Source organism: Enterovibrio coralii (genome assembly GCF_001559595.1).
GTDB lineage: Bacteria > Pseudomonadota > Gammaproteobacteria > Enterobacterales > Vibrionaceae > Enterovibrio > Enterovibrio coralii.
On sequence record NZ_LNTY01000036.1, the window covers coordinates 16,533 to 41,598 of the forward strand.

The following is a 25,066-nucleotide window of genomic DNA, read 5'->3' on the forward strand; positions in this document are numbered from 1 at the left end:
TGTTTCCTTATTCATTTACATAGGTTGCGGTCAGTGTTGCTTTGTCCAACGCAGTGCTATTGAGCATGTAACCAACTAGCGCATTCGACGGATTGGCTGGTAGAGCTAACTTTTCAGTTGGGAGTGCCCAAACGGTGAATTGGTAACGGTGCATGCCATCGCCTTTCGGTGGACATACACCACCAAAGCCTTGCGTACCGTAGTCATTTTTCATTTCGATAGCCGAAGGTATATGGCCGGATGCACCTTGTTTTACGCTATGTTGAGAGGCTGGAATATCAACAGCTACCCAGTGCCACCATCCGCTTCCCGTTGGTGCGTCAGGGTCATAAGCGGTGATCGCATAGCTTTTGGTCCCTTTTGGTGCGCCACGCCAGCTTAATTGTGGTGAGACATTGTCGCCGTCACAACCGAATCCTTGGAAAGCAAATGTATCACTCATACGGCTGCCTTCTTGAATGTCATTGCTGGTCAGTGTCATGGCATGCGCGCCAAACGTCATGGCCGCGATAAAAGGAACAATATATTTAATTTTCATGATGGCTCTCCTTGTGTTGGTGAGAGCACTTTAGTGCTTTAAGGTAATGTTTAATTCACTTTAACGCTCAATGATGGTGGTATTATAGGTAAAAATGAGCTTTTCTGTGTTTTCTAGAACTGCGTCTTGACGGTGTTCTTTCCTGTCACCACTGCGCGTACTACTTTGTTCGATGACAAATTACGTACATCGATTTGCTCACCTTTCTTACCCTCTTCCAGTGCGACACCTTTCATTGATGCTTGAAAATCCCCTTTGCTGGCTACTAACAAGACTTCATTGCCCTTCATAACAAGTGGCACGGATTCAAGGTGTGATGCATTTAGTACGTTTCCGCTGCGCAGTCTGCGAATAGTGCGCAAGCCAATGGCATCTTCTTTGTTAGTGAAGAATGGATAACCTTTGCTGAGAGTGTGCTTTTTGATGGTTAGAGCAGAAGGTGTGATTTCATCACCACGCTGTAAGCTTTTATTGAGAAACACCACAGGCAAAGTGATTGCACTTTTTATTGCCACGTTGATTCGCCATGACGAGTTCTTATCGCTGCAGGATACGGCGCGTTTAAGGTTGCCGATTGGCAGAGATTGATGGTCTCTTCCCTCTGTATTCAACGGCATTTTACAAACCGGAAGGTGGCCGACAGAAGCGGGGACTCGAATTGTGCTGTCTAAGGAATAGTCAGGCCAATTGTGAGACTGAGCGACCTCTGCGACTTCTTGCTTGTGGGCTTCCAATAGCCAAGATCTGAAGGCATTTTCATCCACTTTTTCGACGGATTCTGCTGAAACCAAGGGCGGTATAAAAAGCATCGACAGCATGATGCATCCTATGGAAATACGCCATTTCCCTCTGCTCGCTTCAACTTCCGATAAGCGGAAGTTTGGCTTCCATTCTTTATTGTATGTCATTGTATTTGTTTGTTTTATTTTTTGGCATGCAAATTGTTTATTTCTCTCAGTATTCGAAACACGATGAAGGAGAGACGCATGGCAATCACGTTTGACAATGCGTTAGGTGTGCATCCAGAGGCGTTAAATTTTCGCGTCCAGCTACCAAAGTCCTCGCGAGTAACCTAGCGAATGTTGATACGCCGGGATATCTCGCCAGAGACCTGAGCTTTACCACTGTGATGAGTCAGCTATCGCCATCTGGCGTTGGGAAACCGCTCCCTCAAATGCAGATTTCTGCCAAGTACTCGATTCCTTATCAGAACAGTAAAAACGGGAACACGGTTGAGCTGGGCGTTGAACAAGCAAAGTTCACTCAGAACAACATGGATTTTCAAACCAGCCTGACGTTTCTCAACATGAAATTCAGCGGGCTGGCAAAAGTGATTGAAGGACGTTAATCGTGGCTTTCACCGATATCTACAGCATCGCAGGCTCTGCGATGACCGCACAAACCGTCAGATTGAACACGGTCGCCAGTAACTTAGCGAATGCCGACGCGGTTTCTGCGAATCCAGACGATGCCTACAAGGCACTAAAACCTGTTTTCGCAACCGTATACAGCAATACCCAATTGGTGGCTGGCGAGAACATGTATCCCAATGCAGAGGTTCGTATTGTGGACGTGGTTCAAGGACAAAATCAGGCAGAGAAGCGCTTTGAGCCAAACAACCCGTTGGCAAATGATGAAGGCTATGTCTATTACCCAGGCATCGACGTGGTGTCAGAGATGGCAGACATGATGTCAGCCACGCGTTCATTTGAGACCAATGTTGAAGTCATGGCGAATGTGAAAAGCATGCAGCAAGGGCTGCTAAAACTGGGACAAGGCAGTTAATGAGTATTGCGCACTACACAGCGTTAACGGCGGACTCGCCAGTTAATGCACACAGCGAAGAAGCAAGCGTATCGAACAACCCAATCGACATGAACAGTTCTTCATCTCTTCAAAACGAATTCATCACCTTGATGGTGGCGCAAATCCAAAACCAGGATCCGCTTAACCCACTTGATGGCACCGAGTATGTCAGCCAACTCGCACAGTTTTCTCAGGTGCAGAGCATGGAGAACATGTCGGGTTTGATGCAAAACAGCATGGTGTTGCTCGACAACATGCAGGTGCTTTCCACGGCGGGATTGGTGGGTGAAACCGTGTATGTCTCCAGCGACAAGTTTGAGCTAGGTGAAGACGTGCAAAACGGAAAAATCGAACTTGCTCATGCTTCTAACCAAGTCACGCTGGTGGTGAAAGATGCTTACGGGCAGACCAAAGAAGTGCCGTTGGGCGCGCATCCAGCAGGGGATGTTGATTTCTCGATTGACCCCGCTGAGTTGGGCCTCAAGCCGGGTGAATACACCGTGTCGGTGAAAGTACAAGAAGGGCAGGACAGCCCGAACATCTTGCTGGCTGGCAAAGTGGAGCAAGTCAGAATTCCAAGTACAGGCGGGGCAGCATTGGTCAACATTACCGGTGTCGGCAACGTTCCTTTCTATCAAATCACGCAGTTTGGCGCATAACCAAGCACAAGTCAGAGGTAATTCATGAGTTTTAATATTGCACTGAGTGGTCTGGATGCGACCAACACAGAACTGAACACCATCAGCCACAACATTGCGAACGCTTCAACGTTTGGCTTTAAAGGTGCGCGCACAGAATTTGCTGCTGTGTATAACGGCATGCAGCCAGGTGGTGTTGAAGTGGCGTCGATTTCGCAAAACTTTGATAAAAATGGTTCAGTGTCTGGAACTGGTCGTTCGATGGATTTGGCTATCAACGGTACGGGCTTTTTTGTCACCAAAGATTCGGCAGGACAGCAGGTCTATACACGTGCAGGCGTGTTTGGCACAGACAAAGACAACTTTATCGTGTCAAACATGGGCACCAAGCTTCAAGGTTACAGTGTCGACGGCAATGGCAATTTGCTGACCGGTTCTGTCGGTGACATGCAAGTGTCTACATCTTCACTGGCTGCTAAGGCAACCGACAAATTGGATTTTGTCGCTAACTTTGATGCAAGTGCTGAAGTGATTGATCTGACTGCAACGCCGTTTGACCCAAATGATACCAGCACGTTTAACTCTTCCTACACCTCAAAAGTCTACGACTCTCTGGGTAATTCTCACACCGTGACGCAGTACTTCACCAAAACGGCAGACAATGCGTGGGAAGTAAATGTGCAGGTAGATGGTAGCCCAACCCCAGTTGATACCATCGATGTCACGTTCAATGCAGATGGCACGCTTAACACGCCAACAGGGGCTTACAACATTTCTTTCCCTGCCGCGGGTGCGAACCCAGTGAGCATTGATATCAACTTGGCGGGCAGCACCCAATTTGGCGCGAGTTTTGGTGTGAGCACCAACAATCCAAACGGTTACACCTCTGGCGATCTGGCGGGCATTCGCGTCGAAGATAACGGCATGGTTTACGCGACATACACCAATGGTCAGTCTCAGCTTCAAGGTCAGGTAGTGCTGGCAGATTTTGCTAACCCACAAGGCTTGGCGAGCGTGAATGGCTCAGGTTGGACGCAAAGTTACAGCTCTGGCTCGCCAATTATCGGTGTTCCAGGCTCTGGCACCTTAGGTGGTTTAACTCCGGGTGCACTGGAAGGCTCTAATGTCGACCTGACCAGCGAGTTGGTGAATTTGATGACGGCGCAGCGCAACTATCAAGCCAATGCAAAAACCATCTCGACCAGCGACCAGTTAACTCAGGCTCTGTTTAACGCCATCTAACGGAGCACGACATGGACAGTTTGCTATTTACTGCAGCTTCAGGTGCCAGCCGCGTTTTAAAAGCCCAACACGTGCGTTCGAATAACTTGTCGAACGCCGATACGGCAGGCTTTCGTGCAGACATGGAACGCGTGCAAAGCATGCAACTGCAAGGTTCTGGCTTTGATGGCCGAACCTTGGCAGTGACCAACTCTGCGATGACCCGTTTTGACGCGGGTGATGCAGTGAAAACAGGCAGGCCACTGGATGTTGCCATCATGGGCGACGGTTTCTTTGCCGTTCAAACCCCTGTTGGCAACGAAGCTTACACGCGAGCTGGTAACATCAAAGTGGATAACTTTGGTGCATTGAATGTGAACGGGTTTCCGGTAGTGGGTGCAGACGGTGCCCCAATGGTATTGCCCGAATTCGAAAAAGTGGAAGTCAGTGAGCGCGGTGTGGTGACCATTCTGCCGCCAGGCGGTGGCGCAGAAATGCAGGTCGGTACGCTCAAGTTGGTTAACCCTCAAATCAATCAGCTTCAAAAAGAGAGTGATGGTCTGCTGCATAGCCTTGATGGTGAGCCATTTGATGTTGATCCGATGGTTCAAGTGGCGTCGGAACACATTGAAAGCAGTAACGTATCAGCCATTGATGAGCTGGTGGGCGTCATGTCATTGACCCGCAACTTTGAAATGCAGATTCGCATGATGAAAACCGCAGAAACCCTTGCGCAGGCAGGTAACAAATTGATGGCAGCGCGTTAATCGCTGTCTAAAAAGGAGTAGTAAACATGCACTCATCTTTATGGGTAAGTAAAACAGGGATGGCCGCGCAAGACACTAAAATGACGGCCATTTCAAACAACCTTGCGAACGTGAACACGGTGGGCTTTAAGCGTGACCGCGTGGTGTTTGAAGACTTGTTTTACAGCATTCAACGTCAGCCTGGTGCGCAGGTCGATGACATTAACCAACTGCCAAGTGGCGTGCAGTTAGGTAGCGGTGTTCGTGTGGTAGGAACACAAAAAGTGTTTACCCAAGGCAACACGCAAAACACCAGCCAAGAGTTAGACCTGGCTGTGATGGGGCAGGGTTTCTTTCAAATTGAAAACTCTGACGGCGAAATCATGTACTCGCGAAATGGTCAATTTCACGTGAATTCAGAAGGCTTGATGGTGAACAGCCAAGGCCTGCCGTTGGAACCTCAAATTCAGCTTCCTGATAACGCGCTGTCAGTGTCTGTCGGTGTAGATGGCCGCGTGACTGTAACAACCGCTGGCGACCCTGCACCGCAAGATATTGGTCAAATTACCTTGGCGAAATTCATCAATCCGGCGGGTCTTGAAGCTGTTGGCGGAAATCTATTCCGTGAAACGGAAGCGAGTGGGTTGGCGGAAGAGTTAATTGCAGGTCAAGACGGTGCTGGCAGTATCAAGCAAGGCGCGCTGGAAGGATCGAATGTGCAAGTTGTAGAGGAGATGGTTGACATGATCACCACGCAACGTGCTTATGAAATGAATGCGAAGGTCGTTTCGGCGGCTGACGACATGCTGAAGTTTGTTGCTCAGTCAGTGTAACGGCAGCGCAAAAGGTGTAATGACATGGTAAAGAAGACGAGAGGCGCAATGCCTCGCCTTGGTAAGTGTTGGATGGTGCTGTTGCTCGGGCTGGCAGGATGCGCTGCACGTCCTGAGTTTACGCCACCTAAGCCAGACAGCGAGGACTACGCGCCGCCTGTATTGGACTATTCACTCCCAGAAGCCAAGGACGGCAGTCTTTATCGTCACCAATACACCATGACATTGTTTCAGGATCGCCGCGCGTACCGTGTTGGCGATATCCTGACCGTGTTGCTTTCTGAAGAAACCGAATCAAGCAAAAAAGCCGACACCAGCTACAACAAGAATGCGGGTGTTGGCTTTGTCGCGCCCGTGTTTGGCTCAAGCAGCATTGATGCGGCGGTGAATATAGATGCAGACCGGAATTTCGATGGCAGTGCTTCAAGCTCACAGGGCAACAAACTGCAAGGTGCCATCACAGTGACCGTGCATGAAGTGCTCCCAAATGGCGTCCTTCGTATCAGTGGCGAAAAGTGGCTTCGTCTCAACCAAGGTGACGAATTTATCCGCCTGACTGGCATTGTTCGCGTTGATGATATTAACCGCAGCAACCAGATTTCATCTCTGCGCATCGGTGATGCACGCATTACCTACGCAGGCCGTGGTGCGTTGGCAGACAGCAACGCCTCCGGTTGGCTTACCCAGTTCTTCAATTCTCCATGGATGCCGTTTTAATGATGCAGTGTAAAACCCTTTTTTCTTCACTTTTGATGTGTTTATCGCTGGGGTTAGCAACGACGGCGTCTGCGGAAACTAAAATCCCCATTATGGATTTGGTCGACATCCAAGGTATTCGACAAAATCAGTTAGTGGGTTATGGCCTGGTTGTCGGTCTTGATGGTCAAGGTGACCGAAATCAGGTGAAGTTCACGTCTCAATCGATCACCAATATGCTGCGCCAATTCGGTGTTCAGATTGACGCTAACTCCGACCCGAAACTTCGCAATGTTGCATCTGTCAGTGTCACTGCGGTGGTGGAACCAAATGTAGGGCCGGGACAAACGCTCAATGTGGTGGTGTCATCCATTGGTGATGCGAAAAGCTTACGTGGCGGGACACTGCTATTAACCCCGTTACGCGGTATCGATGGTGAAGTGTATGCCGTGGCGCAAGGCAATGTGGTTGTTGGAGGACTCACGGCTGAAGGTCGCAGCGGTTCGAAAACTACAGTGAACACGCCTACGTCGGGTCGAATTCCAAATGGGGCCACCTTGGAGCGTGAAATTGCCTCTGACTTCAATACCAAAGAAAACATCACGCTGAACTTGCGCAAAGCAAGCTTCACTACAGCCAAGAACATTGCGCGTGAGATAAACGATACCTTTGGGCCAAATGTCGCAACGGCAATCAATAACGGCCGCATAGAAATGCAAGCCCCTAAAGATACGCAGCAGCGTGTCATCATGCTTTCCATGCTGGAAGAAATGAGCGTGGTCGAGGGACGCAAGCCAGCGCGCGTGGTCTTTAACTCACGCACTGGCACGGTAGTGATTGGTCAAAACGTGAAAGTGGGGGAGGCCGCAGTGAGTCATGGCAGCTTGACGGTCACCATCTCTGAAACCCAGCAAGTCAGTCAGCCGAATGCGTTTGCAGATGGTGAAACTGTCACTGTCGATAATTCTGAAATCGATATCGATGAAGCAGAGGCGCAAATGGTGATTTGGCCAAAAGGCACAGAACTCAGCACCATTGTGAATGCGGTGAATAGCTTGGGTGCCACACCGACAGATTTGATGTCCATCTTGCAAGCATTGTCTGAGGCAGGCGCGTTGAATGCTGAGCTGGTGGTGATTTAAAGGGCATGCAGATGAACATAGACGGATTTAAAGAACAAGCACAGTGGTCTTCCATGATGTATCACGACAACAAAGCCCTGACCAATATTAAACACAGCAGTGATCAGCAAGGGGCATTGGAGCAAGTGGCAGGCCAATTTGAAGCGATGTTTTTGCAGCTAGTACTTCGTCAAATGCGCAGCAGCAGTGACGCGCTGGCGGATGAAAATAGCCCGTTTTCCAGTCAGCAATATGGTGTTTTTCGCGATATGTATGACGGGCAATTGGCGATTGAAATGGCGAAAAAGCAGCACGCAGGAATTGCCGAGATGTTGGTTAAACAATTGGGGCCAATGGCATCACCTGTAGCATTTCAAACCGACAAAACAAACGCCATAAACTCTGCTGATGCAGAAGTGCAAAAGCAGGCTGTATTGAAGGAGTTGATCGCCCCAGCAGCGAATGATGAGTCCTGTGTAATTAAAGCGGAATCAAGATCACAATCACACATCGCACCTGGGTTTAATGGCTGTGAATCCTTTAATAATCGCGTCTCTGAGGTCGCCAATATAACAAGACAGCAGGTTGAAGTTGCATCTAGCACTGCGTTTGCTCAACCGCTAATTCGAACACTGGAGCCCTAAATGAACCTCGTGAATATCGCCATGTCTGGCCTAAATGCGAACAGCGTTGCGCTCAGCGTAACGGCGCAAAACGTTGCCAACATCAATACGCCAGGATATAGCCGTCAGCAAGCACTCATGGCCTCCGTGGGAGGCTCGGTGTCTGACAAACTAAGTGCGGGCATGGGTGTTGAGGTCACCAGTATCCGTCGCGTAACAGACGATTTTCTGGTTAAGCAGCTTTGGTCTACAAACAGCACAGCCTCTTATGCTTCGCACTATGCGTCGAGCATGAGTCATTTAGAAAATACGCTGGGTGCAGACGGTTTTAGCCTGTCAGCAGGACTGGACTCGCTTTTCGCCGCCCTGAATGAAGCGACAACGAAACCTGAATCTCAGCCACTTCGCCAGCAAATCATCAATGAAGCGGAAGCCTTGTCTCGTCGTTTCAATGCGCTAAATGATGCGATGTACAGCCAGCATAAAGACATGCATGACCAACGCAATGCAGCGGTGTCCCATGCAAACAGCTTGCTGAACAACATCGCTGACATCAACAAACAACTGATGGAAGCGCAGGGCACAGGTGGCAGTGCAGCCCAGCTTTTAGATACCCGAGACATGCTGATTGGCGAGCTTTCCAAAGTCATGGAAATTAAAACGACGGAGCAATCGGACGGCTCACTGCAAGTTACGCTGGCAAGCGGTCAGCCACTTATCATGGGTGGCGAAGCTGGCCAGCTTAAAGCTATGCCACATTCTGATGATGCGTATATGGCTGACTTGTATGTGGAGTTTGGCAATCAAAGCTTTGCGGTGAACGACTCTGTCGGCGGCGAGTTGGGTGCGTTGAATGACTATCAGGTCTCGGTATTGAAGCCGAATCAGGTTGCTATCAACGATATGGCGAAAGCATTGGCTGATGAAGTCAATGCTGTGCTGGCGACAGGTAAAGACCTGAATGGTGATGCTGGTACGCCACTATTTACTTACGACCCGAACAATCCCGCAGATAGCCTGACCATAACTGATATTGCTGCGGAAGAATTGGCGTTCTCCTCGGACGGTACCCCAGGTAACAGTGATGTGTTGAAGGATCTGATTGCGTTGAGTAATAAGCCCGTATCGGTGACTGGCTTTGGCAACGTCTCTTTAAACGATGCCTTCACCGCGATGGTGGGTGAAACTGCGATTAAATCACGCCAAGCTGCCGCGGATTATGAAGCGAAAGCCGCGATGAATAAACAAGCACTCACGCAACGCAATAACGTGAGTGCAGTTAGCAGCAATGAAGAAGCGGGCAACCTCATGATGTTTGCCAATGTGCACAACGCCAACATGAAAGTGATCAGCACGGCGAACGAGCTGTTCAATTCTGTGCTTCAACTTTTTTAAGGATAAAGGTTAATCATGCGCATTAGTGACAACCAATTCAGCCAAATGATGCTGTCCAGCCTTCAAGTAAATAACGCTGGGCTGGGAAATGTGCTGCAGCAAATGTCGACGTCCAATCGACTCACAAAACTATCAGATGACCCGATGGCGTCTATCAAACTGCTGAATCTAGAGCGTGAAAGCGCAGCTATTGCTCAGTATCAAACTAACATCGCAAACGTGAACACCACGCTGTCGAGCCAAGAGGTTCATCTCGATTCTGTTGAAGAGAGCCTTCAAAGCATGCGTGACTGGTGCTGTGGGGTTCTAACGGTTCTTTAAGTGAAGATGACCGCGCAGGTATGATTGCTGAACTAGAGATCCTTAGAGACTCCATTGCTTCTTCATTTAACGCACAAGATGAAGAAGGCAATTACCTGTTTTCGGGCACCAATACGAATGCGCCAGCAATTTCTAATGCCGGTGGCGGTTACGTGATTGATGGCAACAGCGACAAGCGCGTTGTGACTGTCTCAAAGGGTGTCACCATGGAGTCCAACATGACTGCCGCGGACATCGTGGATTTGGGCGGCGGTAACAATGTCCTCAACCAAATTGACGCCATGATTGAAGAGTTCAAAAACCCAACGGACAACTTCCAAGCAGAAGTCGATGCGACCTTAGGTGCTATCGATAGTACGCACAGTAACGTCCTTGGCGCGATGACTGAAGTGGGTGGTCGCATCAATAATTTGGATTTGATGGAAAGCACTCACAGCGAAAACAAGCTATTCGTGGATAAGGTGAATAGTGACATTTCTGCCTTGGATTACGGTGAAGCGTCTGTTCGCCTCAACAACTACCTCGCGGCATTGCAAGCAACACAAGCAAGCTACGTTAAAATCAACGACCTAAATTTGTTCGACCGAATCTAAGTAACAGGTAAGTTTTAATGGTGATGAGCACAGTAGAAGTAAGACCTCAGGGCATTCGTTTAACGAGCCATGAGCAGACTTCTATCTCTCCATCTCGTTCGTCGGACCAAAGCAATGTTGTTGCACCGAGAACGTCAATCCAAAAGGCTGACGCACCGTCAGCCTATTCCGTTTCTAAGATGCTGCTTGCCCAAGGCCAGCAACAGGCAACATCTGTTCAAATCGCGTCCAAATCCCTTCAACTGGTTGGAAAGGAACTTAGCAAAATCAAAGGCAGCCTTACGCAGGCGCTTTCGGTTGGCTCACAGAACGTTCCTGGTCTAAAAGACGGTTTGTCTCAAGGAAAGCAAGCAATTGAGAGGATTCTCAATCAAGCACGCTATGAAGGTAAGCGTGTGGTGGACAATGAACTGCGAGTGAAACTTGATAGTGCTGACATTCGCCGCTTTGCCATTCCGGGCTTAAACATCCACCGTTTAAGCGAACGCGCTGAGCAAATCCGTTTAGACTTCCCTCAGGGTCAATCAGTTATGATCAACTTTGATGGTGAGTCTGATGGAATGAAAACCCTGAAAATGCTCGATCGAAGCCTTATTCCAATGGGAATGCGAGCAACTTTGGGCAATGACGGTTCAATCCTGTTTGAAGCGCAGGAGAGTGCTTACCGTCAAATGCAAAGCAAGGTGATGGTGACAGGACAAGGTTACCGTTTCCCTGCGGGTCAGCCCAATGCGCTCAATATCAAGCCCGATCCTGAAGGGATCGCAGAGCTGAGTTTTGATCTCAGTAGCCGAGATGGGATCAAACAAACCATCAACAAAGTGAATCAGCATCTTCAGCAAGTTCACGTTGGCTTTGGTGAAGCGCGCGCTTTCCATCAACAACTGTCTTCAGATATGTCAGCACTGCGTGATGCAAAAAAGTCACTCGACATTGACGGCGTCAACAAGGTGCTTGATAACTTCCAAGCGTCATCTGGGCAGTTTACAAAAACGTTTGAAGCCCTCAATGCGCAAGCAAACGTAAAGCGGCACAGTGTAGTGGCGTTGTTGAAATAAGAAAGCGGCAGATAGCCGCTTTTTCTTTTTGGAGGCCTCTACAACCACCCCTTCCTTTGGAAATAGATCAGTGGTGCGACGCCTGATGCGATCATCAGGGTGATGGCGAAGGCGAAGCCGTATTTCCAATGCAGCTCTGGCATAAACTCGAAGTTCATACCGTAGATACTGGCGATAACCGTAGGTGGTAGGAATACAACGGCGGCGATGGAGAAGATCTTTATGATCTGGTTCTGTTCGATGTTGATAAAGCCCTGCGTGGAGTCCATCAGAAAGTTAATCTTGTCGAACAGGAAGGTGGTGTGTGACATCAGGGCATCGATGTCGCGGCTGATTTCGTGCATGGTTTCACGGTGTTCGTTGCGGTTTTGAAGGTGACGCAGCAAGAACGAAATCGCGCGCTGGGTATCCATCAAACACAACCTGATCTTTCCGTTACTGTCCTCAAGTTTTGCCAAGTGCGCAATGCTTTCCTCAAGGTCTGAGTCGTCGTCTTCCAAAACAGCATGGCTGACCTTTTCTGACTCTCTGTGCAAGTCCTCAAGGGTATCCGCGTGGTTCTCGACCTTCTGCTCGAGAAGTGTCACTAAGAGGCTTTCTACGTCTTTACAGCGTACCTGTCGTTTTCGCGCTCTGAAGCGCAGAAGTCTGAAGTCGGCCACTTCACCTTCACGGATCGTAATGAGTCGCTGGCTTTGTAGGATGCAAGCGACGGTCACTGTGTTGTGGCGACCTTCACTTGGAGCCAGAAACAGCGAGTGAACATGTAGGCCACTTTTGTCGAGAAAATAGCGCGCCGAGGTTTCAATTTCTTCCACATCGTCAGATTCAGGAAGGTCGATTTTTAGCAGCGAACTCACCAGTTGGCGCTCGCTGTCAGTGGGTTCATGGGCGTCAATCCACATGGCTTTTTCTACAAGCGTGGTGATATCTGAGCTTCTTCAATGGGAATCTCAGTGATGTAGCCGGATTCAATAGTGAACAAACGAAGCATGACTTCCCCCGAATTAAGAAAGACATTATCTATAAGTGTTGGTCTATAACGCCTTGAGTTTCAAGATAGACAAGACGTTGGTGTTCGCCCGTCACACTAGGAAGAAAAAATAGAGAAAGCAAACAAACGCGAGCAACGTTGCTGAAATTACAGGGTAGATGATATGACTATGCTGGTGGGAAGGACGCTGAAAACAAAGGAAAGCCAGCAACAGGTTGTAGAACATCAATAAGGCACTGATGATGGTGCCGCCGCTCAGTGTTAAATCCGGCAGCAGAAACAGAAAAAGCCCCAACAAGCAGTAGTCGATGACGACAAGCCACAGGAAAACCTTTTTGATGGAATCAGTTGATGATGAGACTGGACGTGACATGGTCGATTACGTGCTGACAATGAAAGAAAGTGTGAGTGAGAAAAAGCATGTCGGGCATTACTACAATCGGAATAGTACTCGTCATTGCCCGACATGAAGCGGTTACTTGCTAACTTTGTCCAGGTGAGTTGGTGACATCACTCCTTACGATCTCTTCGCGATAAACGGGTTGGTTGAAGCGTGCTTTGTCTTTGGCTTTTTCTAATTCGCTCGTTCCTTGCGTGCCAAACAAAGACTCAATAATTTCTGCAGCTGGTGTGGTAAGCACGAACAATTCAATACGTCGGTTTTCTGATGATTCTGGGTCGACGCTATTGAGTAAGGCTCGGTCTGACATGCCCGTAACCTGCAATACGCGCTCTTCTGGCATGCCACCTTCGACCAAGGTTTTCCGTGCTTGGTTCGCACGGTTGACCGAAAGCTCCCAGTTGGATTTAGAGCTGAATGCTTGTTTGAAACGCGTTGCATCTGTGTGCCCACTAATGATTAGCGGGTTGGTAACCCGTTCAAAAATCGGGGAGAGCAGAAGCAGCAAGTCTTCAAAAAATGGCGTTAGATCTGATCCGCCGCGGCTGAACATGTGTTGCTTATAATCGTCTTGCAACACGATGCGAAGGCCCTGTGGCGTGACTGTGACGTTTACATTGCCTTGCGCGTTGATTTGCTTCGTCATCTCCTCTACAACCTTGGCAAGGGCGGCCAGTTGTTCTTGGGTGTCGAACTTGCCAAGGATAAGAGAATCCGTTTGAGTGCCGTTCCCATTGCCCTGAAAAAACGAACTTACAGAGTGGGTCGAATTATGCTGACTTGGCACAGAAGAATCTGATGCCAAGTCGATAGGCGAAATACTTTGTGAAGAATCAAAAGGGTTACCAAAGCTTTTGTCGAACACGCTGGCACTGTGCAAGTTTGCATGATGGCTTTTCGCTCTTCTTTGTCGACCACTTGCATTACCCAAAGCACTAAAAACAGTGCCATAAGCGCAATCATGAAGTCAGCGAACGCAACCTTCCACGCACCACCATGAAAGTCATCATGCGATTTATGTTTTGCACGTTTGAAGACGACGTGTTCTTGCTTTTGCATTATCCCTCCTGTTCAGCCAGCCATTGCTCCATTTGATTGAACGTGGGCTTGATATCTAGCTGAATGTGTTTTCGTCCCGCGTCGATCGCGAGCAAAGTCGGTTTTTTCGCCACATAAGCGACCAGGGTTGCGCGTACACACTCATAAGCAGACATCTCGCGTTTTACGCGCTGCGCCATGGCGTTACTTGCAGGGTCCAGACAGCAATAGCAGCCAAAAATACCTAAGAATGTACCTACGAGGGCTGCTGCCACGTGATAGCCAATCATGGCAATGGAGCCGTCAATGGCACTCATGGTAATGATGATGCCGCCAACAGCTGCCAAAATACCGAAGCCAGGCAAAGCTTCAGCAGTGCGTTGCAACGATTTAGATGGCAACAATAAATCGGTTTCTATCGCATCAATTTCTTGTTCTAGCAGACCCTCTAATTCATGAGGCGACATTTGTCCCATTGCCATTAAACGCAAATTGTCAGTTATGAAGGCGACAAGGCGATAATCTTTCGCCACGAGTGGATAACGATGAAAAATTGCGCTTTCGGAGGGATTTTCAATATGGCTATCGAGAGATTTGAATCCACCATTTCGGATGGCCTCAAGAAGAGATTGAAGCAATGCCATCAACTCCATGTAGTATTCACGCTCGTTCTGTGGACGGCGAAGAATACGGGCAAATTGCGTGCGCATTTCTTTGAGTACATGGGATGGGTTACCAATAATCAAAGAGCCTAAAGCTGCTCCAATAATGATCACAAACTCAGCGGGTTGCCAAATTGCCCCGAGCTTACCGCCTGCCATGACGTAGCCGCCAAATACACCACCCAAAATGATGAGTGCTCCAAGTAGTTTTTGCATCGTTGACTCCTAGGCAGTCAGGTAGAGATTAAGTTGTTTCAGAGCCTGCTTGTGTAACTGGCAGATCCGGGGAGGTGTCAGGTCCAGCACCAGAGCGATTTCATGCAGGTTTAAGTCGTGTTGGTAAAACAGGGTCATTAGCAATTGGTCGCGCTGGTTCAGCTTAGAAAGCGCAGACTCAAGGCTAATACGCGCTTCCTCATGAGATACACCGTCGTAGCTATCTCCAATGTGGTTTTCGGCACCATTTTCGAGCAGCTGATCAAGGCTTTGCATCTCGCCGGCGAGAGAGGCGTTGAGTCTTGCATAGTAATCTTGCTCTGAGGTGCCGAGTGCTTTGATGATTTCTGCATCTGTGGGCTGTCTGCCTAATGATCGCATGAGATCTCGGGTGACATCGTTCAGCTCATGGGCATCTTGACGTGTTTTCCGTGAACGCCAGTCTAATCGGCGTAGCTCATCGAGAATCGCGCCGCGAATCCGGCACACAGCGTAGGCAGGGAATTGCGGGTCATCGACGTTTCCATACCGTCGACCCGCTTCAAGTAAGCCAATGAGACCAATTTGCTGCATATCCTCGACACTGCAATGTGTCGTCGCATGGGCACGCAGTTGGTTAACAATCCGCTTCACGAGAATCTGGTGCTTCTGCAGAAGCTTATTCTCATCAACTGGCGCGGCATTGCTGACACTCAGTTCGGTCTCTGTATATCCATCGTTAAAGGCCATATCCAACATAGATACGTCCTTACTGCACAACGTATTTGGTCAGCAGAACATCATCTATATCTCTTACGAGATCGGTTTTGTTGAAAGCTGTAATCAGGGTGTTTTTCACGTCAGACTGTAGCTTGTCGATAGCACCTTCTTCTTGAAGATCGTTGTAGTGCATGTCAGCAAACAGCTTCAGCAGCGCGTTTTGAATAACAGGCATGTAGTTATCTATGGCCGTCATTCGCTCTGGATAACGGGTCTCTATCGCCAGTTCAAGCATCACAAAGTGGGTTTGATTATTACCTTTTATAGAAAGAACAATTTTTTCCAAAGGATGAAAGCTTGGCCCTTGGCTGACTTCTTCTTCGGTAAAGAATGTCGGCATTTCAAACGAAGAGAAAAGCCCTTCGTTTGCAGGTTGTGACTGGGTTGCGCGTTGTAAATACCACACGCCGCCGAACACGGTTGCCGCTGAAACAATTGCGCTGGAGACAAACATGATGCCAGTAATGGCGAGAAGTTGTTTTTTTGTCATTACCTGTACCTCTTCATCAATCAGGCGTGAACATTGAGCCAGTGCTCAGAAGAAAATGCGTGAGTGTCGTTGTCAGATTGGACGTCTCGTGCTGCATAGATGCTTCCGTGTTCGTCGTCATCATCATGTTGTTTTTTCTGGTGATGTTCTGCACCGACGTTGACATCCACATGCACGAAATGATCAGTTTGAAGTTCAGCGCGTAAGCGCTCTGAGAGCTGTACCAGTGCTTCACGCGTTGCAACCGCGCTTGCGTTTAGCTGCACGTTCAGCCTGTCTCCCTCAACGCGGACTATCACATCCAACTTGCCAAGTTCTGGTGGGTCCAAACGGATGCGGGCTTCTTGCAAGTTTTGCTGAGCTTGGAAAGAGACGCGGTCTTGTAATACCTGCATCATTTGCTCACCCCATTTTCCCCCTTGTGTATCCACGCGAATGGGTGCCCATTCAGTGGTTGGTTGGGATAGGGTCGTGAGCGCAGGTTGAACGTGTTGTGCTTGTTGAGATGCGCTGACACCTGATGCCGCAGTAATATTGGTGATCACCGAGGGTTGAGTCGTCAGCAATGCATTCAACGCGTCAGACACTTTCGTTGTTACTGGGGCAGGAGATGTGGACAAGGCGTCCGTTGACGTCTGCTGTGTCGTAAGTAACGACAATGCTTCCCCAGTGTTTCTCGCTATCGGTTGGGTGGATGGCGTTTGAACGAAAGGGGTGTCAGTTGCTGAACCCATGCCGATTGCTCTTGGTAGTGTCAAGCTTGAAACAGGTGCGTTTTGTATTGACGCGTTGTTTGCGGGTAAACCCATCATTAGAGTGGGGTCTGTGCTCTCAAGCCCATGCTCTGGCAGAAAAGTCATCGAGCCATCAAGGCTCTCGGCAGGCTCTTCTGTTTGAGTGAATGCCGTTAGCAAAGGGTGCTGCGTAGAAAACGGCAATGCTGACGCTCCTTGAACGGCAGTATTGAAGCCTTTTGCGGGTTTGATGTTTCCAAATCCGACATCGTTAGTTTTTGATGTCGTCGTGGCCAACTGAATGGGGGAAGCTACCATGCATACTCCATTGTCATCGCCATTTGATATGCCTTTGCTCGTTCTTGTTGCGCTTGCATGTCATTCAACTCAACTTCCATTTTGGCGATGTTGTTTTTTAACTGAGAGAACGCGTTTTGATAGACATGCTTTAGCTGCGCCATTTCTTGGGAAAGGGCACTAGAGGAAAGGTATTCAGGATGTGACTCTAAAAACTTCCTAACTTGCAAATCCAAGCGTTTCAAAGCATCCCAATCTTCTGCGTTTGCTGCGTGATGGATGTGCTTTGAAAGGGCTTTGATTTGGTTTGCAGCGTAACTATGCGTGTTGACCAAAATTCATCCATCCTTCGCGAATGTTTGCCATAACACGCTCAACGTTGGTGAGTCGCTCAAGATCGTTATGCAAGCTGGCTTGGTAAAGCTCCATTTGGCAAAAGTCATAGAGTTGGTGCAGGTTTTCTGCCACTTCGCCGCCATTTTCGAGATCTAATGCACTATCGAGCCCAATGAGGATATTCATGCACTTGGCAATGCTCGTGCCTTTTTGCTCTAACCTTGCTGCTTCAATGTGCCCACGAGTTCTCTCTATCTCGTTCAACACGCCGTCTATCAGCATGACAACCAACTGATGAGGGGAAGCGGACGCGGCTTGCGCGTCCAAATCGACTTGTTGGTATGAGTCGTAGCCGTTTTCTAGAAACATGGAATTACTCCTAACCAAACATCGTCATGGTTTGGTTCATTTGGGTCATGATTTGATTCATTTGAGTGAACTGTTTGAGGTAGCGGTCGTAAGACATCTCGTACTTGCGTTCGAGCTGTGCTTGCTTGTCATCAATGCGTTCAATGTTGCCTTGAAGGGACTCTTTACGTGAGCTGAAGATGCCGGAACCGAATGACAAGTAAGGTTCCATCAAGCCATCAATGCTATCGAGCAAGTTGCCGTCTCCATTAAACATTTGTTCCAATGCGAGACCGCCGTTTTTCTGCGCTTCAGCAAACTTATCTTCGTCCAGTGACATCTTGCCCGAACGATCTAATGTCAAACCCACATCCGACAAACGCATGCCGTTGAATTCCGATCGAAGTAAGGTATTCAACTGACTTTCAATAGAACGAAGCGTTGGATCGTTTGCTAACGCACCACGTTCTTCACCTTCACCACCAAGAGAGGTGTAGCTGTCTAACGTTGAAACAAGCGAGTTGTAAGCATCAATAAACTTGGTGACTTGCTCCTTGGTCGCTTCTGCATCCGCGCCGACAGTCATGGTGATAGGGCTTCGCCAGCGTCTTGGGCTTTTGTCACCGTGATATCAACACCGTCAATTACACCTTCAAACGTGTTACTGCTGTTGGTTAACTTAAGGCCTGTATCTTTTGCGCCCAGCCAAATGACGGCATCTTTGGGTTCGGTGACTGTCTTCGCTGTGGTGAAGCTGTCTTCAAACCACGCTGCACCAGTGCCCGTTGCAGATACTTGCACGCGATTGGCTTCGCCTGTCTCGGTGCTAGAGAGCATTAGGTGAGTCTGACCATTTGAACGAACCAGCGTGGCGTTAACACCAGGGTTGGTACTGTCGTTGTTAATGGCTTTCACCAGATCTTGCATTGTCGCCTTGCCATCACCGTCCTTATCCACGGTGGACAGGTCGAGCGTCATGGACTCGCCATTGACGGTAAAGGTTAGCTCTCCGGTTGTTGGAATTTCGGTGTCTGCTGTCATGTCTGTGGGCATGTTGGCGGACATTTGGTGGGCTGATGCAACCTGCTCAACAAACACCTGATAGTTACCGCCAAGTGCGCTCGCATCGGCGTTCGCCGTAAAGAAACCGTCTTGCGATGTGGTGGCAGTGTTCTTGATGATGCTGCTGCCAAAACCGTTCATTTCATTAACGGCATTGCGAAAATCTCGAAGCGCACTTTCAACTTTACCGAGCGCATTGATTTGCGCTTGGTATTTGTCCGCTTGCATTTGATAGCGTTGTTGAAAAGGCGCAACGTCAAATGTGGCTAATTGGGTCGCCATAGTGATTGGGTCTAAAGAGCTCATTGATCTGTCTCCGCGTTATCTCGCCGTTTCGCTTACGCTGTAATGCCAACAGTTCGCAAGATGTATGCCAGTGGTTGAGTTAATTAAAATCAATGGGTTACTGGTTGCATGGACTCAAAGCGGAAAATGACATTCCTCTTTGAGCCTTCCGCCTATTCCCATTGATTTCACAAAAGGTATGCCCTAGTAAGGCGACAGAATTGAGGGAAGTGTTTAGGTGGGGAGGGTGATGTTGGTTCGAAAAAAAACCTCCGATGAGGAGGTTTTTTCTGTGTCATTCGGATTGTAGTGACAAATACGGGATCACTTCATGACGGAAAATGTCGCCCAAGGCGGTGAAGTCTTGTCGGGCTCGCGCTTCTTTAATATCAGCCAATATTTCAAGTAACTTTCCGCGTTGCGTTTCTACAGCGAACGTTTTGCTTAACAGGTTCAAACACTGTGCCATCATGATGTCGCCACTAAGATGATCTCCACAGTAATAAACGTCTGATGTTCTGGTTAACATTGAGTAAATTAAGCTATCAGTCATACGTTTCGCTCACATTCAGGTAGCTTGCGCCATAGATTTTGGCACCCATTCGGCTCCAGTTGAAAAAGGTAGTTTGTGGGAACGCACTGATGAGGTTTTCAACGCCGGTTCCAAACATCCGGTAAGCAGGAGAGGTTTTGATAAGCTCGCCATGCCCGTTTTCAACGCGCTCAGTCATCGTTGTATGCGGATCGTTAGGATCGTTTTCCATGCCAGCGTGGATGATGTCTCCGGGGAAGCCGAAGTCACAACCAATAAAGGACACGCGCTTAGCACCTTGCATCAAGGTGCAATGGATAAGCGGGTGAATCACTGAACCAAAGGCGAAAGGTCTGAAGCCGACAGGTAAGGTTTCTGCAAAACGGTCATAAGTGTGCTCTGCCAAGTGGCAGTAATATTTTTCACCTTGCCAGTTTTGGAAAATGCGCTTCGGCATCCTGCTTGCGAAAACAAGGATAGTGTTTTTGGCAATGTCATACGGAATGTAAGAATCCGGGATGTCGATATCCACAGCAAAGACAACATCAGGTTTAATCCCGTGCTCCAAAAGACATCTGCACGCTGTCGCGGCAGCAATAAATTTCGGTCTGTTTGGTCGGTTGTAAACGTGCTTGAGTTCTTCGATATGGCTAAGCAGAGAAGGACCAGCACCAATACAGATGGCGTCTTCGACAGGGTATAGCATGTAAACATCGATGGACTGTAGTCGTTTCAGCAGTGGCTTGTTTTCTTCCTCAATCAGAAGGAATTTGTCGTCATTGTGTGAGTAGTTGGCATTGGCGTGAGCAACGAACAAACGGTTTTCCATGCGAAAATAAAGCCACTGGTGAGAAAAGCGCGAGATAGCCTTGTCTGCATTGATGATAATGCATCCCGGCCATGTCAGACTGGCGACATGGGCGTTGATATCGCTGTCAGATTGTTCGACAACGATTAAGGTAAATCGAGGGTCGTTGAGCCAAGCTTGCGGGATCAAAGACAGTACCAACTTCGCAAGCGCGACGTTGTAGATGTAAACCTTGATGGAAGAGGCATGTTGATCATGCGAAAGCAAGGTCGGCACGTTGCCCATTCCTAGCCCCCAAACGTGGTAATCGCTTCCTTCGGTGAGGCTTCGATAATGAAAGGCTTCTTCTATCGGGTCGTAGGCACTCCCAAGCTGAATACCGTTGACCGTCAATGTTACCGTCTTCTTTTCGATAACTTCAAAATGCAAAGTGTCGACTGAGGCATCATCCAGTTTCTGGGCAACATCTGGCCAACGTGCTCGTATGGTTTCTATGTGTTGGGAGTAAATTGGTGTCATGGTTTACCGTGATTCAAACGAAAAAACCCCATCCTAAGATGGGGTTGGAAGAGCTGAGTATTAGCGCAGTAGTGACATTGCCATGCTTGGTAGCTGGTTAGTCTGAGACAGTACCGTCGTACCTGCCTGCATCAACATTTGGTTCTTCGTCATGTTTGAAGATTCAACTGCGAAGTCTGCATCCGTGATACGGCCTTTTGCTGCAGAGGTGTTCTCAGTCATGTTGCCCAGGTTGGTGATGGTGTGCTCAAGACGGTTAATGTTCGCACCGAATTGTGCACGAGCATTACCCAGAGTTTGCAGAAGGCCACCGGTGCTGGTTAGTTTTGCCAGAGCCGTTGATGCTGCAGCCGCAGTAGAAATACTAGCAAGAGCTGTAATTGCGGTACTGATGTTTTTCAGTGCAGTTGAAACGTTCAATGTCAGTTTTTCTGCCGTGGTCGCACCAATTTGGAAGCTGGTGGTTTGGCCGAAGCCTGCGCCTTGTTGTAGCAATTTGTTGCCACCGAAAGAGGTGTTTTCCATGATGTTTGCAAGCTCAGAAGACAGCTGCTTAAACTCTGCGTCCATTGCGTTACGCTCATCAACGCCGTTAGAGCCGTTCATAGATTGAGTAGCCAAATCGCTCATGCGGTAAACGATGTTGGTCATTTCATCCATTGCACCTTCCGCGGTTTGCATCATAGAGATGCCGTCTTGCGCGTTGCGCATCGCAACGTTCATACCACGGGTTTGTGCTTCCAGACGGTTAGCGATTTGCAGGCCTGCTGCATCATCAGCTGCTGAGTTGATGCGGTAACCGGTGCTTAGACGCTCCATCGCAGTGTTCAGCAGGCCGCTAGTGTTGTTCAACGTGTTTTGAGTAACAAGCGACGCGTAGTTAGTGTGCATTGATAAAGCCATCGTAAGTCTCCTTGGTTAACTGTCTTTACAGGCTTCGGGATATTCCCTGTTCACTATCTAGAGGCGGACGCTTATTGTTGTTGATTAACTGACTAATTTAAAAAATTACCGTTTTTCGTGTTTTTGGTTCAATTCGGTGATCTTTATTCCACGGTTTGGCTGCTTTCTTCGCTATCGCTCCGTTTTTGAGTGCGCTCATCGGCGTAGTTTTCGAAGCTTTTAAACGAGATCGATGTAGGTATATCGCTGAAATAGCCGAAATAATGACTGGCACCCAGCAAGCGATATTGATTCAACTCATTCTGGCAAGCGACGCGACCCGCTATCCAAGGAAGTCGATGTGAGCGAAAAAAGCGAATAAATGGCAACAGTGCCGCTCGGTCTTCTTTTTGCTCAAGAGAAATCGCAAGCTTCACCATGTCAGGTAAATACTGCCCCATGAAAGAAAGATCTTTATTCGGTTCGGTAATATCAAAGCAAAGTGCCGATGCATGCGCGCGCATCTTCGACAACAAGGGTACGACGGCACTCTGGCTTTCTTTTTCTTCCGGCAAGATCAGTGATGGGATCAGAAACGAAAAGGCTTCGGCATCGCATTTAATCATCTGGTTTAGCAATCTTTGACCACTGGCCCATGTCAGGGCTTCAGCATCGACAGGCACCACAATTTTATTTATGAGATCAGGGTGATACGTATCGAGTTGAAAACGACTTTGCCTTAGCGCGAGGTACAAGCTGAACACATCCAGCGCGTACCTAAGCTCTTGTGACAAGTCGAACTGATAGACACTCTGCTCGCCTTTGCTTCCAAAGCGCAAAGTCATGTGTTGAAACGCGACCTCACCAGACTGTGTTTCACGAATCGCCTGACAAACATGATGAACATCATTTTGTGACAAAGCCTCGTAAAGCAATTTGTCATCATCAGTTTTTGCATGCTTTCTGATCAATGCCCTGAATGTGTGGCGCATTGCGATAAGCTGAGGGAAATTAGCCAAGGTTACCTACCACATTAATGTTTTTATTTTCAGGGACTTCATTGTATGAAAGGACAGCAAGTCCTTGCGTGAAGGTACGTGCATATCGCGCAATCAGTGGGCGTAATTGCGGCATCACCAACAAGATAGGTGCCAAGCCCTGTTGTTTGAGTTGCTGGCGAATCAGCGGCAGATTTTGTTGGAACTGCCCTAAAATATTTGGCTCAATTGGGAAACTGTCGAGCATCACGGGGCCACTCGCTTGTGCTTGCTGGAGGGACGCCATCAGCATCTTTTCAAGCTCATCAGACAAGGTATAAACGCAGAGCTCATTTTTCTGTCCCGCAATCAGGTTGAACAAAGTGCGTCGTAACGTACAACGGACATCTGCTGCCAAGAGGATAGGGTCTTTGGTGTTCTCGGACGATTCCAGCATGGTGTTGGCGATAGCACGGATGTCACGCAGCGGCACTTGATCAAGCAGCAACTGACGGTAGACTTTAAGCTGCTGTGCGGGCGTCAACGCTGCGCCCAACGCTTGAGCGAGTTTAGGCGCATGTTGCGTGAGGCGTTGGTTCATGGCTTCCACATCATCATGGTTAAACAAATCGGCCAAGTGTGATTTCATCACCTTACTGATGTGTGTCGCGATAACGGTGCTGTCATCAACCACCTGATAACCCATGTTCAAGGCTTTTGCTTTGTCTTTGTGTTCAATCCAAACCGCTGGCAATTGGTAGGCGGGATCGCTGCCTAAAATACCGTCAATCTCTCCGTAGGTTTCACCCACGGCAATCGCCATTAGACGGTCCGGCTCGATAAAGCCTTGCTCCACGACTTCACCATTAAGCGCAATGGTGTATTGATTCGGTTTAAGACTCAGATTGTCGCGAATACGCACTTCAGGGAGCAAGAAACCAATCTGTTCTGATAGGGTTCTGCGCACACCGCGAATGCGTTGGGTAAGCGGGGCTCCTTGGTCTTTGTTGACCAAATGAACAAGGCGGTAGCCAATGGCGAGTGACAAGGTGTGAACGTATGGAATGTCTTCCCAGCTCAGCGGCGTTTCTTCTTCACGCACCATGGCTTTGGAGATGGCTTCTACTTCATCCAGTTGCGCGTCTTTTACTGGCGTTTTGCTTTGACGCCACCCCGCAAACGCGAGCACAGCTGCAAAAGAGAAGAATGCCAGATGTGGCATGCCCGGTACGATACCCATGACAAACATGATGCCCGCCACGGTGTAGAGCGTTGCAGGGGTTGCGAGTAACTGCTTACGTACCGTTTCTGACATGTCGTTGTCAGAATCATTGATGCGTGTAACGATGATTGCGGCGGCTGTTGCCAGCAACAGCGATGGGATCTGAGCAACCAGGCCGTCACCGATGGTGAGCAAGGCATAGGTCTTCATTGCTTCTGAACCTGTCATGCCGTGGTCAAACACACCAATGCTGACACCACCAATCAGGTTGATAAACAGGATCAACATCCCCGCGATAGCATCGCCTCGCACGAACTTAGATGCACCGTCCATCGAACCATGAAAATCCGCTTCGTTCGCCACTTCTTTGCGTCGAAGGCGGGCGGTTTCTTGGTCGATAAGTCCCGCGTTCAAGTCGGCATCAATCGCCATCTGTTTGCCCGGAAGCGCATCCAAGGTAAAGCGCGCGGATACTTCAGAAATACGCTCTCCACCTTTGGTGATCACGACAAAGTTAATGATCATCAAGATGACGAACACCACCATACCGATGACATAGTTACCACCAATAACCACTTCACCGAAAGCATGAATTACCTTACCAGCCGCATCTGGCCCATTATGACCTTCTAGCAAAACGATACGGGTTGAGGCGACGTTCAAGGCCAAGCGAAGTAGTGTGGCAACCAACAAAATGGTCGGGAAAATTGAAAAATCCAACGGTCGCTTCGCGGTTGTGCTGACCAGCAAGACGAGAATCGCCAACACAATGTTGAAAGTAAACAAGGCGTCCAACAAGAGTGGTGGCAACGGGAGAATGACCATTGCCAGCAACATGAGCAGCACAACAGGGATGACGAGTCGTCCCCTGGCTGATTGTTGGAATTGTTTAAACCGTTTGAGCATATCGAGTGGT

Annotated in this window: 25 protein-coding genes and 4 pseudogenes; 12 read left to right on the forward strand and 17 right to left on the reverse strand. The window is 48.7% G+C overall.

The features are described 5' to 3' along the window. Window positions 1-7: 7 nt before the first annotated feature. Window positions 8-538, reverse strand: a complete 531-nt coding sequence (locus ATN88_RS15465) for a YbhB/YbcL family Raf kinase inhibitor-like protein (RefSeq protein ID WP_067417789.1) — start codon at window positions 536-538, stop codon at window positions 8-10. A gap of 113 nt (window positions 539-651) precedes the next feature. Next, window positions 652-1,446, reverse strand: coding sequence for a flagellar basal body P-ring formation chaperone FlgA (gene flgA / locus ATN88_RS15470; protein ID WP_232313295.1), 795 nt, complete (start codon window positions 1,444-1,446; stop codon window positions 652-654). A 78-nt stretch (window positions 1,447-1,524) separates the two neighbouring features. On the opposite strand from flgA, the pseudogene flgB reads away from it, so the two are divergent. The 12 genes and pseudogenes from flgB to ATN88_RS15530 all read left to right on the forward strand — a co-directional run bounded on the left by flgB (window position 1,525) and on the right by ATN88_RS15530 (window position 11,589). Further along, window positions 1,525-1,886, forward strand: a pseudogene (gene flgB / locus ATN88_RS15475) (flagellar basal body rod protein FlgB). Window positions 1,887-1,888: 2 nt separating this feature from the next. After that, on the forward strand, window positions 1,889-2,323 hold the full coding sequence (gene flgC, locus ATN88_RS15480) for a flagellar basal body rod protein FlgC (RefSeq protein WP_067417795.1): 435 nt from the start codon (window positions 1,889-1,891) through the stop codon (window positions 2,321-2,323). Beyond that, window positions 2,323-3,003 carry a flagellar hook assembly protein FlgD gene (gene flgD, locus ATN88_RS15485; protein ID WP_067417798.1) on the forward strand — a complete coding sequence of 227 codons (681 nt, stop codon included), beginning with the start codon at window positions 2,323-2,325 and terminating at the stop codon, window positions 3,001-3,003. The genes flgC and flgD overlap by 1 nt, the downstream gene beginning before the upstream one ends. A 24-nt stretch (window positions 3,004-3,027) precedes the next feature. After that, window positions 3,028-4,224, forward strand: coding sequence for a flagellar hook protein FlgE (gene flgE / locus ATN88_RS15490; RefSeq protein ID WP_067417802.1), 1,197 nt, complete (start codon window positions 3,028-3,030; stop codon window positions 4,222-4,224). Between the two features lie 11 nt (window positions 4,225-4,235). Next, window positions 4,236-4,970 (forward strand): flagellar basal-body rod protein FlgF, encoded by a 735-nt coding sequence (flgF, locus tag ATN88_RS15495; RefSeq protein ID WP_067417804.1) that lies wholly within the window; start codon window positions 4,236-4,238, stop codon window positions 4,968-4,970. A 26-nt stretch (window positions 4,971-4,996) separates the two neighbouring features. After that, on the forward strand, window positions 4,997-5,782 hold the full coding sequence (gene flgG, locus ATN88_RS15500) for a flagellar basal-body rod protein FlgG (protein ID WP_067417807.1): 786 nt from the start codon (window positions 4,997-4,999) through the stop codon (window positions 5,780-5,782). A 48-nt stretch (window positions 5,783-5,830) separates the two neighbouring features. Continuing rightward, complete coding sequence (flgH, locus tag ATN88_RS15505; RefSeq protein WP_067417810.1) at window positions 5,831-6,499, forward strand: flagellar basal body L-ring protein FlgH; 669 nt, start codon at window positions 5,831-5,833, stop codon at window positions 6,497-6,499. Beyond that, window positions 6,499-7,620 carry a flagellar basal body P-ring protein FlgI gene (locus tag ATN88_RS15510; RefSeq protein WP_067417813.1) on the forward strand — a complete coding sequence of 374 codons (1,122 nt, stop codon included), beginning with the start codon at window positions 6,499-6,501 and terminating at the stop codon, window positions 7,618-7,620. Before flgH ends, ATN88_RS15510 begins: the two co-directional genes overlap by 1 nt. An 11-nt stretch (window positions 7,621-7,631) precedes the next feature. Continuing rightward, window positions 7,632-8,243, forward strand: coding sequence for a rod-binding protein (locus ATN88_RS15515; RefSeq protein ID WP_067417817.1), 612 nt, complete (start codon window positions 7,632-7,634; stop codon window positions 8,241-8,243). Beyond that, window positions 8,244-9,617: a flagellar hook-associated protein FlgK gene (gene flgK / locus ATN88_RS15520; RefSeq protein ID WP_067417821.1), complete on the forward strand. Its 1,374-nt coding sequence runs from the start codon at window positions 8,244-8,246 to the stop codon at window positions 9,615-9,617. A gap of 15 nt (window positions 9,618-9,632) precedes the next feature. Beyond that, window positions 9,633-10,531 (forward strand): annotated as a pseudogene (gene flgL, locus ATN88_RS15525) (flagellar hook-associated protein FlgL). Between the two features lie 17 nt (window positions 10,532-10,548). Further along, on the forward strand, window positions 10,549-11,589 hold the full coding sequence (locus tag ATN88_RS15530) for a flagellin (RefSeq protein WP_067417824.1): 1,041 nt from the start codon (window positions 10,549-10,551) through the stop codon (window positions 11,587-11,589). Between the two features lie 38 nt (window positions 11,590-11,627). On the opposite strand, the gene corA is transcribed toward ATN88_RS15530, so the two are convergent. The 15 genes and pseudogenes from corA to flhA all read right to left on the reverse strand — a co-directional run bounded on the left by corA (window position 11,628) and on the right by flhA (window position 25,056). Then, window positions 11,628-12,494: a magnesium/cobalt transporter CorA gene (gene corA / locus ATN88_RS15535; RefSeq protein ID WP_232313297.1), complete on the reverse strand. Its 867-nt coding sequence runs from the start codon at window positions 12,492-12,494 to the stop codon at window positions 11,628-11,630. 180 nt (window positions 12,495-12,674) lie between these two features. Next, window positions 12,675-12,956, reverse strand: a complete 282-nt coding sequence (locus ATN88_RS15540) for a hypothetical protein (RefSeq protein WP_067417827.1) — start codon at window positions 12,954-12,956, stop codon at window positions 12,675-12,677. Between the two features lie 109 nt (window positions 12,957-13,065). Then, window positions 13,066-14,042, reverse strand: a pseudogene (locus tag ATN88_RS15545) (flagellar motor protein MotB). After that, window positions 14,042-14,899 (reverse strand): flagellar motor stator protein MotA, encoded by an 858-nt coding sequence (motA, locus tag ATN88_RS15550; protein WP_067417830.1) that lies wholly within the window; start codon window positions 14,897-14,899, stop codon window positions 14,042-14,044. Before motA ends, ATN88_RS15545 begins: the two are co-directional and overlap by 1 nt. A 9-nt stretch (window positions 14,900-14,908) precedes the next feature. Then, the gene (locus ATN88_RS15555; protein WP_067417833.1) at window positions 14,909-15,637 is read right to left on the reverse strand and encodes a FliA/WhiG family RNA polymerase sigma factor; all 729 of its coding nucleotides are present in this window, start codon (window positions 15,635-15,637) and stop codon (window positions 14,909-14,911) included. Window positions 15,638-15,647: 10 nt separating this feature from the next. Beyond that, the gene (locus ATN88_RS15560; RefSeq protein ID WP_067417836.1) at window positions 15,648-16,148 is read right to left on the reverse strand and encodes a flagellar basal body-associated FliL family protein; all 501 of its coding nucleotides are present in this window, start codon (window positions 16,146-16,148) and stop codon (window positions 15,648-15,650) included. Between the two features lie 20 nt (window positions 16,149-16,168). Next, window positions 16,169-17,200 (reverse strand): flagellar hook-length control protein FliK, encoded by a 1,032-nt coding sequence (locus ATN88_RS15565; protein WP_067417839.1) that lies wholly within the window; start codon window positions 17,198-17,200, stop codon window positions 16,169-16,171. Beyond that, window positions 17,194-17,514 (reverse strand): hypothetical protein, encoded by a 321-nt coding sequence (locus ATN88_RS15570; protein ID WP_067417842.1) that lies wholly within the window; start codon window positions 17,512-17,514, stop codon window positions 17,194-17,196. The genes ATN88_RS15565 and ATN88_RS15570 overlap by 7 nt, the downstream gene beginning before the upstream one ends. Then, complete coding sequence (gene fliS / locus ATN88_RS15575; protein ID WP_067417845.1) at window positions 17,498-17,884, reverse strand: flagellar export chaperone FliS; 387 nt, start codon at window positions 17,882-17,884, stop codon at window positions 17,498-17,500. The genes ATN88_RS15570 and fliS overlap by 17 nt, the downstream gene beginning before the upstream one ends. A gap of 10 nt (window positions 17,885-17,894) precedes the next feature. Beyond that, window positions 17,895-19,231: pseudogene (gene fliD, locus ATN88_RS15580) on the reverse strand (flagellar filament capping protein FliD). A gap of 274 nt (window positions 19,232-19,505) precedes the next feature. Then, window positions 19,506-19,763, reverse strand: a complete 258-nt coding sequence (locus ATN88_RS15585; protein WP_067417847.1) for a hypothetical protein — start codon at window positions 19,761-19,763, stop codon at window positions 19,506-19,508. After that, the gene (locus ATN88_RS15590) at window positions 19,756-21,069 is read right to left on the reverse strand and encodes a 6-hydroxymethylpterin diphosphokinase MptE-like protein (RefSeq protein ID WP_067417850.1); all 1,314 of its coding nucleotides are present in this window, start codon (window positions 21,067-21,069) and stop codon (window positions 19,756-19,758) included. Before ATN88_RS15590 ends, ATN88_RS15585 begins: the two co-directional genes overlap by 8 nt. Before the next feature lie 60 nt (window positions 21,070-21,129). Continuing rightward, window positions 21,130-21,972: a lateral flagellin LafA gene (gene lafA, locus ATN88_RS15595; RefSeq protein ID WP_067417853.1), complete on the reverse strand. Its 843-nt coding sequence runs from the start codon at window positions 21,970-21,972 to the stop codon at window positions 21,130-21,132. A gap of 143 nt (window positions 21,973-22,115) precedes the next feature. Beyond that, the gene (locus ATN88_RS15600) at window positions 22,116-22,943 is read right to left on the reverse strand and encodes a diguanylate phosphodiesterase (protein WP_067418048.1); all 828 of its coding nucleotides are present in this window, start codon (window positions 22,941-22,943) and stop codon (window positions 22,116-22,118) included. Window positions 22,944-22,962: 19 nt separating this feature from the next. Beyond that, the gene (gene flhA, locus ATN88_RS15605; protein WP_067417857.1) at window positions 22,963-25,056 is read right to left on the reverse strand and encodes a flagellar biosynthesis protein FlhA; all 2,094 of its coding nucleotides are present in this window, start codon (window positions 25,054-25,056) and stop codon (window positions 22,963-22,965) included. Window positions 25,057-25,066 lie beyond the last annotated feature (10 nt).

What these genes read in the sequence shown, in the direction of transcription:
- ATN88_RS15600 (WP_067418048.1), bottom strand. Translation starts at nt 22,943, where the DNA reads ATGCGCCACACATTCAGGGCATTGATCAGAAAGCATGCAAAAACTGAT.
- ATN88_RS15540 (WP_067417827.1), bottom strand. Translation starts at nt 12,956, where the DNA reads ATGTCACGTCCAGTCTCATCATCAACTGATTCCATCAAAAAGGTTTTC.
- ATN88_RS15590 (WP_067417850.1), bottom strand. Translation starts at nt 21,069, where the DNA reads ATGACACCAATTTACTCCCAACACATAGAAACCATACGAGCACGTTGG.
- flgA (WP_232313295.1), bottom strand. Translation starts at nt 1,446, where the DNA reads ATGACATACAATAAAGAATGGAAGCCAAACTTCCGCTTATCGGAAGTT.
- ATN88_RS15555 (WP_067417833.1), bottom strand. Translation starts at nt 15,637, where the DNA reads ATGTTGGATATGGCCTTTAACGATGGATATACAGAGACCGAACTGAGT.
- flhA (WP_067417857.1), bottom strand. Translation starts at nt 25,056, where the DNA reads ATGCTCAAACGGTTTAAACAATTCCAACAATCAGCCAGGGGACGACTC.
- ATN88_RS15565 (WP_067417839.1), bottom strand. Translation starts at nt 17,200, where the DNA reads ATGGTAGCTTCCCCCATTCAGTTGGCCACGACGACATCAAAAACTAAC.
- ATN88_RS15515 (WP_067417817.1), top strand. Translation starts at nt 7,632, where the DNA reads ATGAACATAGACGGATTTAAAGAACAAGCACAGTGGTCTTCCATGATG.
- lafA (WP_067417853.1), bottom strand. Translation starts at nt 21,972, where the DNA reads ATGGCTTTATCAATGCACACTAACTACGCGTCGCTTGTTACTCAAAAC.
- corA (WP_232313297.1), bottom strand. Translation starts at nt 12,494, where the DNA reads ATGTGGATTGACGCCCATGAACCCACTGACAGCGAGCGCCAACTGGTG.
- ATN88_RS15465 (WP_067417789.1), bottom strand. Translation starts at nt 538, where the DNA reads ATGAAAATTAAATATATTGTTCCTTTTATCGCGGCCATGACGTTTGGC.
- flgF (WP_067417804.1), top strand. Translation starts at nt 4,236, where the DNA reads ATGGACAGTTTGCTATTTACTGCAGCTTCAGGTGCCAGCCGCGTTTTA.
- ATN88_RS15585 (WP_067417847.1), bottom strand. Translation starts at nt 19,763, where the DNA reads ATGACTGATAGCTTAATTTACTCAATGTTAACCAGAACATCAGACGTT.
- ATN88_RS15510 (WP_067417813.1), top strand. Translation starts at nt 6,499, where the DNA reads ATGATGCAGTGTAAAACCCTTTTTTCTTCACTTTTGATGTGTTTATCG.
- fliS (WP_067417845.1), bottom strand. Translation starts at nt 17,884, where the DNA reads ATGTTTCTAGAAAACGGCTACGACTCATACCAACAAGTCGATTTGGAC.
- flgH (WP_067417810.1), top strand. Translation starts at nt 5,831, where the DNA reads ATGCCTCGCCTTGGTAAGTGTTGGATGGTGCTGTTGCTCGGGCTGGCA.
- flgG (WP_067417807.1), top strand. Translation starts at nt 4,997, where the DNA reads ATGCACTCATCTTTATGGGTAAGTAAAACAGGGATGGCCGCGCAAGAC.
- ATN88_RS15530 (WP_067417824.1), top strand. Translation starts at nt 10,549, where the DNA reads ATGGTGATGAGCACAGTAGAAGTAAGACCTCAGGGCATTCGTTTAACG.
- flgD (WP_067417798.1), top strand. Translation starts at nt 2,323, where the DNA reads ATGAGTATTGCGCACTACACAGCGTTAACGGCGGACTCGCCAGTTAAT.
- flgE (WP_067417802.1), top strand. Translation starts at nt 3,028, where the DNA reads ATGAGTTTTAATATTGCACTGAGTGGTCTGGATGCGACCAACACAGAA.
- motA (WP_067417830.1), bottom strand. Translation starts at nt 14,899, where the DNA reads ATGCAAAAACTACTTGGAGCACTCATCATTTTGGGTGGTGTATTTGGC.
- flgK (WP_067417821.1), top strand. Translation starts at nt 8,244, where the DNA reads ATGAACCTCGTGAATATCGCCATGTCTGGCCTAAATGCGAACAGCGTT.
- ATN88_RS15560 (WP_067417836.1), bottom strand. Translation starts at nt 16,148, where the DNA reads ATGACAAAAAAACAACTTCTCGCCATTACTGGCATCATGTTTGTCTCC.